Genomic DNA, 15664 nt, shown 5'->3' with positions numbered 1-15664 from the left:
GCGCTACTTCTTCAGGCTCGCGGCTGCGTCGTCGAGCGCGGCCTGCGGCGTCTTCGAGCCGGTCAGCGCCTCCTGGATCGCGGTCCAGATCGCCTTGGAGGTGTCGGGGTAGGCGACGCCGAGGTCGCTCGTGCGGCCCTGCGCGACCGAGATCGCCTCGACCCACGGCTGGAGCTCCGGGTTCTCGGTCGCCTGCTCGGCGGCCGCGTCGGCGTACGGCATGATGTACGACTGGCCGGCCGCCCACGCCTTCAGGCTGTCGGGCGCGATGACGCACTGGGCGAACTCCGCTGCGAGCGCCTGCTTGCTCGCGTCACTGGTGACGACCTCGACGAACTCGCCGCCGAGGGGGCTGGGTGCCGCTCCGCCGTCCGCCGCGGGGATCGGCACGACGCCGTAGTCGATGCCGGCCTCGTCGAGGGCCGAGAGCTGCCAGGTGCCGTTGACCATCATGCCGAGCTTGCCGGCGAGGAACTGGTCGCGGACGTCCTGCTGGTTCGCGTTGACGTTGGACTGCGAGGCCGACCCGCTCTTCACGAGGTCGGTCCAGAGCGTGAGAGCAGAGACCGCGTCGTCGGAGGAGATGTCGTCGAGGGTGGCGCCGGAGCCCCAGAAGAACGGCAGGAACTGGAAGGTGCCCTCCTCCGTGCCGACCGCCGAGAAGCCGATGCCGGTCACGTCGCCCGAGGTCAGCGCGGCGGCGGCGGAGGTGAGCTCGGCCCAGGTCGTGGGCGGGGTGACGCCCGCGGCCTCGAACAGCGCCTTGTTGTAGAACAGCGCGAGGGTGTTCGAGCCGATCGAGGAGCCGTAGGTCTTGCCGTCGAGCTGGCCGGCGGCGAGGACGTTGGGCAGGACGTCGGCGGTGTCGAGCCCCGAGGTCTCGTTGTCGACGAGGAGGCCGGTGTCGGCGAACTTCGCGATGTTGGGGTTGTCGAGGACGACCAGGTTCGGCGTGGTCTTCGACGCCGCCGACTGCAGCAGCTTGGTGGTCAGGTCCGGGTCGGACGTGCGCTCCAGGGTGATCCCGGTCGAGGCCTCGCAGCCGGCGAGCAGCTGCCCGTACGGCGAGGCTGCGTCGTACTGGGTGAAGCTGTCCCACAGGGTCAGCGACTTCGACGAGGAATCGGACCCTCCCCCGGCGCTGCAGGCGCTGAGGGCGACTCCGGCGAGGAGGACGAGGGAGGCCGCGCCTGCGGCCCGTCGGATGCTGTTCTTCACGGTATTCCTCTCTGAATACGGTCGGGTCGAGCGATGCGCTCGCGCCGGGAAGCCCTCCGGAGGCGCCCGCCGGGGGCGTCCGTCCTGAGATCGTGGCGAGCCTAATCGAGTTGGAGAACCGGTTCAATAGATTTCGGAGAACCGGTTCTCCGACGGCGCGAGAGGGAGGTCGAGAGGACCGGGAGCAGGGTCAGCCGCGGGCGAGGCGCCAGGAGGCGACGACGCTGCGGCCGCCCCCGGCGGCGAAGGGAGCCGTCGTCCCGAGGTCGACGAGAACGGCGGGCAGGAGCTCCGTGACCCCCGGCGCGGCCGTGCCGGCCAGCTCGTCGAGCACCAGGTCGACCGCGCGCGAGACCATCTCGTCACCGGGCAGGTCGATGACGGTCACCGGGCGGTCGGCGTGCCGCATCACGGCCTCCGGCGCGATCGTGATGATCGAGCAGTCGCCCGGGACGGCGAGCCCGAGCTCGGACAGCCGCTGCAGGAACGGCTCGAGCACGCCGGGACCGTGCGTCACCACCGCGCTGAGGCCGGGCAGCAGCTCCTGGGCCTGCTCGAACCAGTCGTCGACGTGCTCGGTGCTCGGGATGACCGCCCCGCGGACCCCGCGGATCCGGCACTGATCGAGGAAGCCCTCGCGGAACCGCAGCGCGAAGGCGTAGCCGCTCTCGTAGGCGTCGTGGCCCATCCCGAGCACCGCGATCTCGGCGTGCCCGAGGTCGGCGAGGTGGTCCACCGCCACCCGCGCCGCGCTGTCGAAGTCGAGGTCGATCGCGCTGAACGGGCTGCCGTCGCCGGGATAGCCCACGAGCGCCGTCGGCAGCCCGATGCCCGCGAGGATCGGCAGACGCGGGTCGTCGCGGCGGATGTCCATCACCACGAGCGCGTCCGCGAGCACGTCGCGCGCGAGCTCGCCCTCGCCGGTGCCCATCATCAGCAGGTCGAAGCCGCGCGCCCGCGCCGCGTACATGGCAGCGCGCACGAAGCGCATGAAGACGTCGACGTCGGTCTGCCGCGATTCGGGGTCGACGGAGGCGAAGAAGCCGAGGATGTTCGTCCGCCGCAGCGCGAGGGCCCGCGCCATCGGGTCGGGCCGGTAGCCGAGCCGCGCGACGCTCTCGAGGACGCGCAGCCGGGTCGCCTCCGGAAGCTTCTTGTTGCCGGACAGCACGTACGACACCGTGCTGCGGGCGACCCCCGCATCGGCCGCGACGTCCCGGATGGTCACCATGGGCTCAGCGTATCGAGCGCGGAAACCCGCGCGTCGCGCTCCGAGGAGCGGCCGATCGCGGAGCTACTGTGGGGCGACCACTCCGAGAACACCCGGGGATGCGCGGGCGAGGAGGCGGACATGGCCACGATCGGCGACGTGGCGAAGGCGGCCGGCGTCTCCCGCAGCACCGTGTCGTACGCCCTGTCCGGCAAGCGCTCCATCTCTCTCGACACGCAGCAGCGGATCGAGCGGGCCATCCGCGAGCTCGACTTCACGGTCAACGCCGGAGCCCGCGCGCTGGCCACCCGCCGCACCATGGCGCTCGGGCTGCTCGTGCACTTCGACCCGGACGAGTTCGCCCCCGCGATGCTCGAGTACATCCTCCCGATCACGACGCGGGCGAGGGAGCTCGGCTACGACATCCTGATGGTCACCGAGCCCGACGGCGCCACCGCGCTGACCCGAGTGGCGAGCTCGGGGATGGTCGACGGGCTGCTCCTGCTGAGCGTCTCGACGGAGGACGACCGTCTCCCGGCACTGAGGGCGGCGAGGCAGCCGGGCGCTGCGATCGGGGTACCGCTGGACGCCGCGGGCGTCGACGTCGTCGACCTCGACTTCGGCGACGCCGCGCGGGTCCTCGTCGGGCACCTCGCCGGCCTCGGTCATCGCAGGATCGGCGTGATCACCCCGCCCGCCCACGTCTTCGAGCGCGGCGGCACCTACGGCGTCCGCTTCCGCGACGCCGCCGTGCAGGCCGCCGCCGCCCTCGACCTCGACCTCGCCGTGCAGCCCGCCGGTGCGACCGCGCAGGCGATGGAGCCGATGATCACGCGGTTCCTCGACGAGAACCCGGGTCTCACCGCCCTGGTCGTGCACAGCGACCGGGCCGTCGCGATGCTCCCCTCGATCCTCGGCCGCCGCGGCGTCGCGGTCCCCGAGCAGCTCTCCGTAGTGAGCCTGTACTCGGGCGAGTTCGCCCGGGACTTCTCCCTGCCCTACACCTACGTCGAGACGGGACCGTCCGAGCTGGGCGCCCGCGTCGTGGAGCGCCTGGTCGAGCGGATCGAGCACCCGGAGCACGCGGAGGACCCCGCCGTGCGGCTCCTCGACGCCCGGCTCGTCGACCGCGGCAGCGCCGCCCCGCTCTGAGCCGGGTCTGGACCGTGCCCTTGTGCGTCGACGGGCGAGGACCGTACTGTCGTCGAACCGGTTCGAAGCACTGACGCTCTCGACCTCGGCGAGGCGCACCGCCCTCGCCGGCCGGCCCGCCGCACAGAAAGCGATCACTGTGACAACGATGTCCCTCCGGAGGCGCGGAGCACGCACGCTCGCCCTCTCCCTGAGCGCCGCGACCCTCGCCGCCCTCGCCGTCGCTCTCCCGAGCGCCCCGGCCGCCGTCGCGGCCGACACGTCCATCCCCGCCGAGGCGCTGCTGCTGAAGTACGACTTCGAGCAGGGCCAGGTGAACGGCGCGACCGTCACCGACCAGGGCTCGAAGAAGCTGAACGGCACCGTCGTGAACAGCGCCGGAGCCGCCTACGTCGAGGGCCGGACCCCCGGGACCACGGCGATCGACCTGCCCGGTGGAGCCGCGGACTCGACGACCGCTCCGTACATCACGGTGCCGAACGGCCTCTTCCAGGGCGTGAGCGCGACCACGGTCTCCGCGTGGACGAAATGGTCCGGCAGCGCGGGCTTCCAGTGGCTCTGGTGCCTCGGCATCAGCCCGGACGCCGCCTCCGCCTTCTCGCCCTCGTTCACCGACGGCGACGGCAGCGCCCGCGCGATCGTCAAGCAGCTGCGGGGCGGCGGCGAGGCGGGCGTCTCGAGCACCACCCCGCTGCAGAAGGACCAGTGGGTCAACGTCACCGCGACGATGGACGGCACCTCGATCGTCCTCTTCGTCAACGGCCTGCAGGTCGCGACGGCCCCCGCCTCCGTCGACCTGGCGGCGCAGCTGTTCTCGCCGTCGGCCTCGAAGAGCGGCAACATCGGGCGCGCGCTCTGGAACGTGCACCCCTACTACGACGGCGCCATCGACGACTTCCGCGTCTACGACCGCGTCTTGACCGCCGACCAGATCCGCGGGCTCGCGGGCAGCACGGCGCCGACGCTGACGGGCCTCGTCTCGAGCACCGTCCAGGTCACCACCGCCCTCGGCGTCGCCCCGGTGCTGCCCGGCGTGCCCGGGCGCTACTCCGACGGGATCGACCGGACGGCCCCCGTCACCTGGGACGCCGTCGCTCCCTCCTCCTACGCCGCGCGCGGCTCGTTCACCGTGAAGGGCACGGTGACGGAGACCGGCGACCCCGTCACCGCGACCGTCGCCGTCCGCACCGCCGGCGAGCTGACCGTCGACCTCGGAGCGCCGACCGGCGACTTCATGGGCGGCGCCTCCGGCACGCTCTACGGCGTCTACGGCAAGGGTCTCCCCTCCGACAACCTGCTCGAGGGCATCGACCTGCGCACCGTCTCGACGAAGGCGCAGGACGGACCGCAGCACCCCGGCGCCGACGCCCTCGACGTGGCGCGGGCGGTCGCCGACACCTCCGACGGCGACACCTACATCTACATGACGGACATCTACCGCGGCTTCCCCTACGAGTGGCCCGGCAGCACTCCCGAGGCCAAGCTCGACGACTACCTGGGCAAGATCGGCACCCAGGTCGACCAGGTCCTCGCCCTGCCCGAGGAGTACCAGGACAACATCGTCTTCGTCCCGTTCAACGAGCCCGAGGGCAACATGTTCGGCGACGGGCAGTGGAGCTACGACGGCACGAGCTGGCTGAACGATCCGACCGACTTCTTCGCCGCCTGGGACCGCGCGCACGCGCTGATCAAATCCAAGATGCCGGACGCGCGCATCGCCGGCCCCAACACCAGCGTTCTCTACACCCAGGTCCGCGGCTTCATGACCCACACCCTCGAGGCCGGCACCCTGCCCGAGGTGATGACCTGGCACGAGCTCAGCGCGCCCGGCGAGATCCGCAAGAACGTGGACCGCTACCGGGAGTGGGAGGACGAGCTCTTCGCCGGCACCGAGTACGCCGGGAAGCACCTGCCCGTCAACCTCAACGAGTACGCCTTCAATTACCACACCTCCGTTCCCGGGCAGATGATCCAGTGGATCAGCGCGCTCGAGGACAAGAAGGTCGACGGCGACATCGCCTACTGGAACATCGACGGCAACCTCAGCGACTCCGCCGTGCAGGCGAACCGCGCCAACGGCCAGTGGTGGCTGCTGAACGCCTACGCGCAGATGAGCGGTGAGACCGTCGCCGTGACCCCGCCGAAGCCGGGCGAGAGCTACACCCTGCAGGGCGTCGCCACCCTCGACACCGGCCTGAAGCAGGCCAGGACGATCTTCGGCGGCTCCGGCGGGCCGCAGACCGTCGGCTTCGACCGCATCCCGGCCGCGACCTTCGGCTCGAAGGTGCACGTCTCGGTCCGCGAGATCCGCTGGACCGGCCAGGTCGGCGACTCCGGAGCGCCGCAGGCGGTGAAGGAGTTCGACATCTCGCCCGTGAACGGCAGCGTCGTGCTCGACTTCGGCGGCTCGCTCCCCGCGCTCGACATCGACTCGGCGTACGAGGTCGTCCTGACCCCCGGCGCCAACGCGACCTCCCCCTCCTCGTCGCCGGTCGACTTCCGCCAGAAGTACGAGGCCGAGGCCGCTCCCTTCACGGGTCAGCGCTTCCTCAACGGACCCGAGGGCTCGCCCAGCAACGTCGGCGGCTTCTACACCTCCGGCGGCCGCAACATCGGCGGCTTCCGCACGGGCGGCGACCTGAAGGTGGACTTCCAGGTCACGGTCCCGAAGGACGGCGAGTACGACCTCAGCGTGTTCGGCAACTCGCAGAACACCTTCGCCGCCAACGCGGAGCAGGGCCCGATCAACACGTTCCTCACCGTCGACGGCGCGGCCGAGCAGGAGATCTTCCTCCCTCTCGCGTACAAGTTCGTCGTCTGGGACCACGTGGACACCAAGGTGACGCTCACCGCCGGAACGCACACGATCAGCCTCTCGGCCAAGAACCTCGCCGGGACCAAGGGCACGAAGGGCGACGGAATCGTCGACAAGATCGAGCTGTCGCTGCCCAGCGCCGCGGCCGCCTCGACGATCTACGAGTCCGAGCTGAGCACGCTCGGCGAGGGCGCGACGGCCGACTACTCCCGCACCGGCGTCTCCGGCTCCGGCACCGCGAAGCTCACCACCGGCGCGAGCAGCGTCGTCTGGGCCTACAGCGCGAAGGACGCGCCGTCCGCGGTCACCGTCGACACCCTCGGCGGCGGCACCGGCGACCTCCGGGTCAACGGCGTGAGGATCGGAGCGGTCAGCACCAGCAGCACGAGGCAGATCTTCCTCTCGGGCGGCGTCAACAAGATCGAGGTCGTCGGCACCGGCGGCACACTTCTCGTCGACCGCGTCGTGATCGGGAAGGCCGTCTCGCCCCAGCCGACCGTCTCCTACGAGGCGGAGGCGGCGATGATCACCGGTCCCGCCGTCGTCCGCGATCTCTCGCTGGCCTCCGGCGGAAAGGCCGTCGGCCAGATCGGCGGCGGTCGTGACGGAGCGTCGAAGATCGTCTTCGGCGACGTGCAGGCGGCGGCCGACGGCTCGTACGCCCTGACGCTGCGCTACTCCAACGAGGAGCAGTCCCCCGCGACGCACTACAACCCCGACCCGATCGCCCGCCACGCGGACATCACGGTCAACGGAGTCACGCAGCGCGTCCTGTTCCCGCACACCTTCCACCAGAACCAGCTCTGGGACCTCAGCGTGCCCGTCACGCTGAAGAAGGGCGCGAACAGCATCGAAATCACCTCGAAGGAGCTGCCCGGCTTCGACGGAGAGACCTACCTGTCGGACACGTTCCCCGGCGTCCAGCTCGTCTCGCAGTACGCGCCGAACATCGACAGGATCTCGGTCACCCCGCTCGTCGCCTCCACCGGCGCGCTCTCCGTGGCGACCACGTCGACGACGCGCTGCGTCGCCGGGAAGGTCGTGCTGACGACGACGGCGAAGAACACCGGCTCCTCGCCGATCGACATCGTCATGACGTCGGCGTTCGGATCGAAGACCTTCACCGCGGTCGCGCCGGGCAAGAACGCGACCGGCGCCTTCACCACGCGCCAGGTGTCCCTCGACGCCGGCTCGGTGACGGTCGACTCGACCGGCACCGTCGACGGAGCGACGCTCACCGACCAGCAGAAGCCCGCGTACGCGGCGGCGTCCTGCCGCTAGTCGCACCTCGAGCGGGGTGGGGCGCCGGATGCACGGCGCCCCACCCCGCTCGACCCCTCCCGCTCAGCCCGACAGGACGGCGACGACGCCGCCTCGAGAACGGAGAACACCCGCATGCAGAACCACACCTCCACCACCCGATCCCTGCTCACCCGCGGCGCCGCCGGACTGGCCGGTGGCCTGCTCCTGCTCGGCGTCGCCGGCACCGCGTTCGCCGACGAGCAGCAGGGCGCCGACGACGTCGACGTCAACGTGCAGATCGCCCCCCTCACCGGCGGCGGCGCCCTCTCGATGACCGTCGCGAGCGGCTCCACCGCCCTGACCGAGAACGGCTCGACCAGCGTGGCTCGCCAGTTCACGGGCACCCTCCCCACGGTCACCGTCACCGACACCCGCGACGCCGCCGACATCCCCGCCGGCGCCGGCTGGTACGTCCTCGGAACCGCCAGCGACTTCACCTCGTCCACCGGCGACACCATCGGCGCCGAGAACCTTGGCTGGGCGCCGAACCTGATCGACGGCGGCGACTCCGGCCTCGTCGCCGAGGGCGACGTCGTCGACACCGCCATCGACGGCGGCCCCGACGGCGTCGGCCTCGTCGACCAGGAGCTCCTCGCGATCACCAACGACTCCGCCGGAGTGGCGGAGGAGGGCTCCTGGACCGCGAACGCGGCCCTGACCCTCAAGACGCCGACCACCATCGACGCCGGCGACTACAGCTCGACGCTCACCCTCTCGCTCTTCGAGTGACCCGGCGCACGCCGGCCGAGCAGCCGCCGGCGTGCGCCGTCCATGCTGGTCGAGTAGCCCCGCCAGGGGCGTATCGAGACCCGCCGTCACCAGCAGAGCAGGTCTGCGAACTCAGGTGCAGACGGTGGTGGATCTACTGGGAAGAGACGCCCGCAGACATGCTGGTCGAGTAGCCCCGCAGGGGCGTATCGAGACCCACCGTCCTCAGCAGGGCGGGTCTGCAGACTCGGCGTTCCGACGCTGGTGGATCTCGATACGCCCGCTTCGCGGCCTACTCGATCCGCATGCAACAGCGGCGTCTCGAGACCCGCCCCGCCCCCTACTCCGGCATCGAGAAGTCCGCGAAGTCGAAGCCCGGCGACACCAGGCAGCTCACCACCGCGTCCTCCGCCGACGGCAGCGTCCGCTGCCAGACGCCGGCCGGCACCAGCGCCTGCACCGGCAGCCCCTCGAACGCGGAGCCGAGCACGACCGTCTCGCCGTCCTCCGGCTCCTCGCCGAGCCCGCCGTACTGCAGCGCCACCCGCCCGGGCCCGTTCCAGATCCACGTCTCGGCCGAGGACACCCGGTGCCAGGCCGACGCCTCACCCGCCGGCAGCAGGAAGACGATCAGCGTCGCCGCCGGCCGCTCCCGCACCGAGCCGTCCGCGCCGACGAGCGTCAGCCGCTCCGGCGACTCCCACGTCCGCCGATACCAGCCGCCCTCGGGATGCGGCTCCAGCCCCATCGTCTCGGCGAGCGCCGGCCGCCGCACCCGCTCGAGCACCCGCCCGTCGACGCTCAGCCGGTCGACGAACCCGCTCACCTCCGCGCCTGCCATCGGACCTCCCCGGAGATGATCGTGGCGAGGGCGGTCCCCTCGCCGGCCTCGACGACCGCGGCGAGCACGTCGTCGGAGGAAGAACCGGACACCCCCAGCACCGCGAGGTCGGCGAGCGCCCCCGGCACCAGCGTGCCGAAGGACTCCGCCGCCCCCATCGCCACCGCGCCGCCGAGCGTCGCCGCCGCGAGCAGCCGCGCGTGCAGATCGCGCCCCGCGTATCCCTGCGCCCGCGCGATCCGGCACAGCTCGGCCACGTCCCCGAGCAGGTCCAGCGACGGCGTCGACGACAGCGAGTCCGTCCCGACCGCGATCGCGTTCCCCTCGCGCAGGTAGTCGGCGACCGGTGCCTCGTCGAGCCCGATCACCGCGTTCGAGCGCGGACACAGCGCCACAGAGGTCCCGGTGCGCCGCAGCGTCGCGCGATCGTCCGCGTCCACGTAGATCCCGTGCGCGATGTGCACGTCGTCGCCGAGCGCACCGATCGTCTCCGCGTACGCCACCGGCCGCAGCGCGCTGCCGCCGTTGCGCAGCAGGTGGAAGGCGTCGTAACCCCAGCGGCGCCACTGCTCCGCCAGGTCGCCGCGGCCGTGCATCGTGTACTCCGCCTCCCAGGCCGACTCGGCCAGGTGCAGGTGCCGGCGCACGCCGAGCTCCTGCGAGAGCCCGGTCAGGTCGCTCAGCACCGGGGTGTCCAGCGAGTACGGGGCGTGCGGCGAGAGTCCGATGCGCGTCACGCCGGAGGTGCGCACCAGCTCGGCGGTGATCGCGCGCCCGCTGCCGCGCCAGTCGTCCTCGAGGAGGCTCATCAGCTCCCAGTAGGCGATCCCGTGCACCCGGCCGTCCTCGAGCACGCGCAGCGCGTCGAGGTCGGTGACGATGTCGGCGATCGCCGTCGTGCCGGTCGAGACCGCGATCTCCAGTCCGGCGGCCGCCGAGGCGCCCCAGTCGTGCGGCTGCTCGTAGACCTCCTGGAAGGCGCGCGACCAGTCCTCGAAGCCGGCGTACCGGCCCTGGCCGACCGCGGACATGCAGGTGTACTGCAGGTGCGAGTGCGCGTTGACGAGGCCCGGGACGATCGCGCCCGGCCACTCCCGCACCGCCGGCGACTCGTCGCGGAGCCCCTCCAGCACCTCGTCCCGCGCCCCGACCGCGACGATCCGCTCGCCGCGCACGGCGACCGCTCCGTCCCGCACGGGCGCACCCGCCACGGGCAGCACCCACGGCGCACTGTGCACGGTGAGCACCGACGTCGAGCTCCCGGCGCTCTCGCGGCCGAGCGACACCGCGCCGCTCACGGGATCCACGCCGACGGCATCAGTCCCGAGAGACTCGCCGTGCTCGCCGCGACCGCCAGCAGCACCGCGCCGCCCGTCACCGCCCAGTCGACCGGCGTGTAGCGGATCTCCCGCAGCCAGGTGCGCTTGCGCGTCCCGAAGCCGCGCAGGTCGAGGGCGTCCACCGTGTCCTCCGCGTCCACGAACGACGTGATGGTGACCGGCACCATCAGCGGCGCCACCTCACGCAGGCGCCGGATAGGATTGCGGGTCTGCGTCCGCTCGTAGCCGCGCAGCCGCTGGGCCGCGGCCGTCTCCTGCAGATTCGAGGCCGCGCTGGGCAGGAACTTGAAGGTCAGGTCGATCCCGTAGGCGAAGCGCGCCGGCACCCCGAGCCGCGCGAACGCGACCGCGAGGTCTCCCGGGCGGATGGCGAACGCGAGCGGGAACCCGACCGCGACCAGCGCGAGGAAGCGCAGCAGCAGGTTGACCGCGTACGACACCGCCCCCTCCGTGATCGCCAGCCCGACGACCGGCACCGTGAACAGCGTCGCGCCGGCCTCCGGCTCGCCGCTGCCGGTCGCGCCGACGATGAGCCCGTTGATCCCCGCGAAGACCAGCACGAACACGGCCACGACGGCCCAGTTCGAGCGCACCTCGCGGAACGGGATCCGCGCGCTGAAGTAGTACGCGAAGGCGACCACGGCGAGCGCCGCCATCCAGCGCAGATCGCGCACCTGGCTGGCCGTGACGACGAACATCACCGGCACCAGGATCAGCACGCGCGGATCCCGGCGGCCGAGGAAGGAGTCACCGCCGAGGTATCGAGGCGAGACCTCCATCCCGGGCGCCCGTCAGCGTCCGGCGAGGTTCTGCAGCGGCTTCCAGACCCGGTCGAGCACGGGCACCAGGATCACCGCGGTGATGCCGGTAGCGAGGATCGCCAGGAGGTAGGAGCCGAAGAACCAGTACTGGAAGGTCTGGCCGAGGAACAGGAAGTCGGTGGCGGTGAAGAGCAGTCCGACGACGACCGCGGAGACCGCGATGGCGGCGGCCCAGACGAGCTGGCGACCGGTGGTGCGCGGCTCTTTCGCGTAGTAGCCGATCAGTCCGGCGAGCAGGCCGACGAGGCCGTTCGCGATGCTCCAGTTCCAGTAGGTGAGGAAGCCGTAGCCCATGATCTGGTCGACGATCGCGTTGCCGACGGCGCCGGTGAAGAAGCCGGCGACCGGTCCGAAGCGCAGGCCGACGAAGGGGATGATCGCGATCGCAGGACGGATCGAGATCATCGTCCCGGGGATCACGAAGCTCAGGGCGCCGAGCGCGCCGTAGAGGGCGGCGCCGACGGCGCCGAAGACGATCGTGCGGGAGGAGACGGCCCAGGGGCCGGTCTTCGCGGCGGTGGTGGTGGCGGTCACGGGTGTGTCCTTTCGAGGGAGGGAGAGGAGCTGCGGGGATCGGCGGTGCGTCCGGCGTCGGGGGTGCTGCCGGGGCCTTGCTGCGCACGGCGGAGGCGCCGGGCGAGGTCGAGCGGGCGCGGGAGGCGGCCGCTCGCGGGTCCGTGGCGCCGGGCGGCGCGCACGAAGTCGGTCTCGCGCAGCACCGCGCGGGAGTGGCCGGGGTCGATGCCCGGGCCGTGCCAGAGCGCCGTGTCGTGCACGACCTCGGCGGGGCTGGCGTCGGCGACGATCCCGCCGCCGTCGACGACCACCACGCGGTCGGCGCGGGCGAGGGCCATGTCGACGTCGTGGGTGATGAAGTACACGCTGTCGATCCCGTCGATCGCCCAGACCGCGTCGAGGAAGTGGCGGGAGGAGCGCTCGTCCTGCCCCGCCGTCGGCTCGTCGAGGATCAGGGTCCGCGGCCGCAGCGTGAGGGCGAGCGCGACGGCGAGCCGGCGCTGCTGCCCGAAGGAGAGCGTGCGCGGCGGCCGCTGCAGGATCCCCGGCACGTCGTCGAGCGACACGGCGCGCAGCGCGGCGTCGGCGATCGCGGGGATCTCCTCCGCCGGCACCCCGAGGTTGCGCGGCCCGAAGGCCAGCTCCGCCTCGACCGTCTCGCTGAAGAGCGCCTGGCCGGGGTTCTGGAAGAGGTAGCCGCAGGTCGAGACGAGCTCGGCCGCGGTCAGCTCGTGCACCGGCCGGTCGTCCAGCAGCACGCGTCCGCGCGTCGGCGCGACCAGACCGACGGCCGCGCGCATCAGCGTCGACTTGCCGGCGCCGTTCCGGCCGAGGATCGCGACCCGCTCGCCCGCGTGGAAACGCCGATCCACGGCGGCCACGATCGTCCGCGCGCCGTAGCCGAGCTCGGCGCCGTCGAAGTGCAGGCGGGCGGCACCGGCCGGGGCCGGACGCGCCTCCTCCTCGGGCGACTCCTCCCCCGCGGCGCCGGCGAGCAGCGCCTCGAACGGAAGCTTCACCGACTCGGGCGACGCGACCTCGAGGAACCCGGCGACGCCGCCCGAGTAGACGACGCGCCCCTCCTCCAGATACACGACGCGGTCCGGCTCGAGCGCGAGCACCTCGTCGACGCGGTGCTCGACGATCACGGCCGCCCCGCCGTCGTCGACGTACGCGCGCACCGCCCGCAGCAGCACGTCCGCCGCGTCGGGATCGAGGTTGGCCAGCGGCTCGTCGATGACGATCACCCGCGGATCGAGCACCAGGATCCCCGCGAAGGCGACGAGCTGCAGCTGCCCGCCGGAGAGCTCGTGCGGCGGCGTCGAGAGCAGCGCGGTCAGCCCGAGCCGCTCGGCGACCCGGTGCGCGCGCTCGCGGATCTCGGCGGGAGGCGTCCCGCGGTTCTCCAGTCCGAAGGCGATCTCGGCGAGCACGCTGTGCCCGACCACCTGCTTGCCCGGATCCTGCAGCAGGGTGCCGACGACCTCCGAGATGTCGCGCAGGGCGAGCGGAGTCGCGTCCCGCCCCTCGACCTCGATCCGCCCGGTCACCTCGGCGCGGTAGGAGCGCGGCACCAGTCCGTTCAGCACCCGCAGCAGCGTGCTCTTGCCGCAGCCGGACGGGCCCGCGACCAGCACCACCTCGCCGCTCGACACCGAGAAGCTGGCGTCCACCAGCGAGGGCTGCTCCGCATTGCGGTAGGTCACCCCGACACCGTCCAGGCGCAGCAGCTCGGTCACGAGCGCGCTCCGTCCCGCTGCGGCGCGGCTCGGCGGCCGGTCGAGGACCAACTGCCGAGGAAGTCGCGCTGAGCGCTGCTCGGCGCGTCGATCCGCAGCCCGAGCGCGTCGAGCTTCGCGCGCGCGACCCGGTCGTCCACCTCGGGCGGGAGCAGGTGCACGGCAGGATCGAGGCTCCCCGCCTCCCGCGCGAGCAGGTCGACGGCGGCCACCTGGACGCCGAAGGACAGGTCCATGATCTCGATCGGGTTCCCCTCGCCGGCGGTGCAGTTGATGCAGCCGCCGTCGTCGAGCACGACGATCGAACGGCCGTTGGGCAGCGTGAAGCTCTCCAGCGCGTGGCCGATGCTCTGCCGGGTCGCGCCCGCGGCGAGCGCCGCGTCGATCGCGATCTCCTGCGCGACACCGCCCGAGACGGCCACGGCCGCCCCCTCCGGCAGGGCGAGCAGGTGCTCCACGTCGACGGTGTGCGCGATGCCCGTCGCCGAGATCAGCAGGTCGGCACTGCCGGCCGCCGACTCCAGCGCGTCGACGTCGTAGCCGGCGAAGACCGCCTCGAGTGCGCGGACCGGGTCGACCTCCGCGATCGTCACGCGGGCGCCGAGTGCGCGGGCGTGCTGGGCGACCCCGTGGCCGACCGGCCCGAAGCCCGCGACGACGACGTGCGCGCGGTCGAGCGGAGTCGCGAGCAGGTCGAGCATGGTCAGCAGCGTCGACTGCCCGGTACCGTGCCGGTTGTCGAAGAGCGTCTTGCAGCGCGCGTCGTTGACGGCGAGCACCGGGATCCGCAGCGCGCCCTCGCGCTCCATCACCCGGAGCGGGCGCAGGCCGCTCGTGGTCTCCTCCGTCGCGCCGCGCAGGGTCTCGAAGACCGCGGGCCGGTCGGTGTGCGCGAGCCGGGTGACCGACGAGCCGTCGTCGACCAGGATGTCCGGCCGCCGGTCGAGCAGTCCGAGCGCGAACGCGCGGTCGTCGGCGGCGCTCGCGTCCGAGCGGGCGAAGACCGCGATCCCCGCGTGCTGCAGGGCGGCCGCGGTGTCGTCGTGGGTGTTGGAGGCGCCGCACATCACGCTGACGTCGGCGCCGGCCGCCGCCAGCTCGAGCGCCAGGGTCGCCGTCTTGGGCTCGAGCACGAGCACCAGCCCGATCCGCAGGCCCCGCACGGTGCCGCTCTCGCGCAGCTGTCCGGCGATCCCGCGGGTCACCGGCATGAAGCGCGCGGCCCAGTCGATCTTGTCCTGCCCCTGCCGCCAGAGCGAGGGGTCCCGGATCGGCGCGGTCATCGGAGCAGCTCCAGCGCGAGGACGCGGTCGGCGCGTTCGTGCAGGTCGTCGGGCGACGGGTCCTGCTCCCGGGCGGCCTCGACCGCGGCCGCGAAGCGCGCGGACAGCTGCTCGCGCGTGCGGCGGACCGAGCCGTCGGCGACGTCGCGCGCCACGAGGAGGAAGAGCTCGCGCCCGGCGTCCGCGATCCGGTCGATCCCGGGGCGGCCGGAGGAGGGGTCGGTGCTCGCGGAGACCGCCGGGTGCTCCTCCGCCGCGTCGACGAGGAGCAGCGGACCGCCGGTGCCGAGCAGCGCCGCGGCGACCGGGCTCGTCAGCTCGCCGGTCGCGAGAGCGATCGTCGCGTCCCGCAGCTCCGCCGATCCGGTCGTCGCGACCGTCAGCCCGAGCCGGGTGATCTCGACCAGCGCGACCGGGTCGTCGCCGACGACGACCACGCGAGCGCCCATCGCCGCGGTCCCGGTCGCCAGCTCGACGGCGAGCGGCCCGGTCCCGAGCACGGCGACGCGGGTGTGCGCGAACGAGAGGTTGGAGGCCGCGGCGACCGCGCGCAGCACGGCCTGCGCCCAGGCCGTGCGGGTCAGCGCCCGGACGACCCGCGAGTCATCGGTCGCGTCGTCCGCCGTCGCGGGGAGCGCGTCGCGTCGCAGCGGAGTGAGGGTGGCGTGCATGACACTCCAGAGGAGTCGGCGGTTCTAAGCGGTTAGCGCGACCATAGT

Annotated in this window: 12 protein-coding genes; 3 read left to right on the top strand and 9 right to left on the bottom strand. The window is 72.6% G+C overall.

Going from position 1 to position 15664, the window contains the following annotated elements; genetic code table 11:
• Positions 1 to 3: 3 nt before the first annotated feature.
• Positions 4 to 1218 (bottom strand): extracellular solute-binding protein, encoded by a 1215-nt coding sequence (locus EDF36_RS00575; protein WP_123731460.1) that lies wholly within the window; start codon positions 1216 to 1218, stop codon positions 4 to 6.
• A gap of 190 nt (positions 1219 to 1408) precedes the next feature.
• Positions 1409 to 2449, bottom strand: coding sequence for a LacI family DNA-binding transcriptional regulator (locus EDF36_RS00570; protein ID WP_123731459.1), 1041 nt, complete (start codon positions 2447 to 2449; stop codon positions 1409 to 1411).
• A 120-nt stretch (positions 2450 to 2569) separates the two neighbouring features.
• Here EDF36_RS00570 and EDF36_RS00565 point away from each other — a divergent pair, with 120 nt between their 5' ends.
• From EDF36_RS00565 to EDF36_RS00555, 3 genes are all read left to right on the top strand, one after another.
• The gene (locus tag EDF36_RS00565) at positions 2570 to 3580 is read left to right on the top strand and encodes a LacI family DNA-binding transcriptional regulator (protein WP_123731458.1); all 1011 of its coding nucleotides are present in this window, start codon (positions 2570 to 2572) and stop codon (positions 3578 to 3580) included.
• Positions 3581 to 3728: 148 nt separating this feature from the next.
• Positions 3729 to 7676 (top strand): LamG-like jellyroll fold domain-containing protein, encoded by a 3948-nt coding sequence (locus EDF36_RS00560; RefSeq protein ID WP_123731457.1) that lies wholly within the window; start codon positions 3729 to 3731, stop codon positions 7674 to 7676.
• Positions 7677 to 7790: 114 nt separating this feature from the next.
• Positions 7791 to 8426: a hypothetical protein gene (locus EDF36_RS00555; protein WP_123731456.1), complete on the top strand. Its 636-nt coding sequence runs from the start codon at positions 7791 to 7793 to the stop codon at positions 8424 to 8426.
• 319 nt (positions 8427 to 8745) lie between these two features.
• On the opposite strand, the gene EDF36_RS00550 is transcribed toward EDF36_RS00555, so the two are convergent.
• From EDF36_RS00550 to EDF36_RS00520, 7 genes are read right to left on the bottom strand one after another with little or no spacing between them, the layout of a single operon-like run.
• On the bottom strand, positions 8746 to 9231 hold the full coding sequence (locus tag EDF36_RS00550) for a cupin domain-containing protein (RefSeq protein ID WP_260300466.1): 486 nt from the start codon (positions 9229 to 9231) through the stop codon (positions 8746 to 8748).
• Positions 9228 to 10553, bottom strand: coding sequence for an amidohydrolase family protein (locus EDF36_RS00545; RefSeq protein WP_311316369.1), 1326 nt, complete (start codon positions 10551 to 10553; stop codon positions 9228 to 9230). The genes EDF36_RS00550 and EDF36_RS00545 overlap by 4 nt, the downstream gene beginning before the upstream one ends.
• Positions 10541 to 11365 (bottom strand): energy-coupling factor transporter transmembrane protein EcfT, encoded by an 825-nt coding sequence (locus EDF36_RS00540; protein ID WP_123731454.1) that lies wholly within the window; start codon positions 11363 to 11365, stop codon positions 10541 to 10543. Before EDF36_RS00540 ends, EDF36_RS00545 begins: the two co-directional genes overlap by 13 nt.
• Positions 11366 to 11377: 12 nt before the next feature.
• Positions 11378 to 11941, bottom strand: a complete 564-nt coding sequence (locus tag EDF36_RS21060; protein WP_185020316.1) for an ECF transporter S component — start codon at positions 11939 to 11941, stop codon at positions 11378 to 11380.
• Positions 11938 to 13662, bottom strand: a complete 1725-nt coding sequence (locus EDF36_RS00530) for an ABC transporter ATP-binding protein (RefSeq protein ID WP_185020315.1) — start codon at positions 13660 to 13662, stop codon at positions 11938 to 11940. The genes EDF36_RS21060 and EDF36_RS00530 overlap by 4 nt, the downstream gene beginning before the upstream one ends.
• Positions 13659 to 14945, bottom strand: a complete 1287-nt coding sequence (locus EDF36_RS00525; protein WP_123731452.1) for an adenosylhomocysteinase — start codon at positions 14943 to 14945, stop codon at positions 13659 to 13661. The genes EDF36_RS00530 and EDF36_RS00525 overlap by 4 nt, the downstream gene beginning before the upstream one ends.
• Complete coding sequence (locus EDF36_RS00520; RefSeq protein WP_123731451.1) at positions 14942 to 15616, bottom strand: hypothetical protein; 675 nt, start codon at positions 15614 to 15616, stop codon at positions 14942 to 14944. Before EDF36_RS00520 ends, EDF36_RS00525 begins: the two co-directional genes overlap by 4 nt.
• Positions 15617 to 15664 lie beyond the last annotated feature (48 nt).

The sequence above is a fragment of the Rathayibacter sp. PhB152 genome (assembly GCF_003751395.1).
Lineage (GTDB): Bacteria > Actinomycetota > Actinomycetes > Actinomycetales > Microbacteriaceae > Rathayibacter > Rathayibacter festucae.
The sequence above is the reverse complement of the archived record's forward strand: the minus strand, read 5'-3'. Positions and strand labels throughout refer to the sequence as shown.

Bases quoted from the DNA above. Each gene is read 5' to 3' on its own strand.
- EDF36_RS00555 (WP_123731456.1), top strand. From the start codon at position 7,791: ATGCAGAACCACACCTCCACCACCCGATCCCTGCTCACCCGCGGCGCC.
- EDF36_RS00520 (WP_123731451.1), bottom strand. From the start codon at position 15,616: ATGCACGCCACCCTCACTCCGCTGCGACGCGACGCGCTCCCCGCGACG.
- EDF36_RS00570 (WP_123731459.1), bottom strand. From the start codon at position 2,449: ATGGTGACCATCCGGGACGTCGCGGCCGATGCGGGGGTCGCCCGCAGC.
- EDF36_RS00540 (WP_123731454.1), bottom strand. From the start codon at position 11,365: ATGGAGGTCTCGCCTCGATACCTCGGCGGTGACTCCTTCCTCGGCCGC.
- EDF36_RS00565 (WP_123731458.1), top strand. From the start codon at position 2,570: ATGGCCACGATCGGCGACGTGGCGAAGGCGGCCGGCGTCTCCCGCAGC.
- EDF36_RS00525 (WP_123731452.1), bottom strand. From the start codon at position 14,945: ATGACCGCGCCGATCCGGGACCCCTCGCTCTGGCGGCAGGGGCAGGAC.
- EDF36_RS00560 (WP_123731457.1), top strand. From the start codon at position 3,729: ATGTCCCTCCGGAGGCGCGGAGCACGCACGCTCGCCCTCTCCCTGAGC.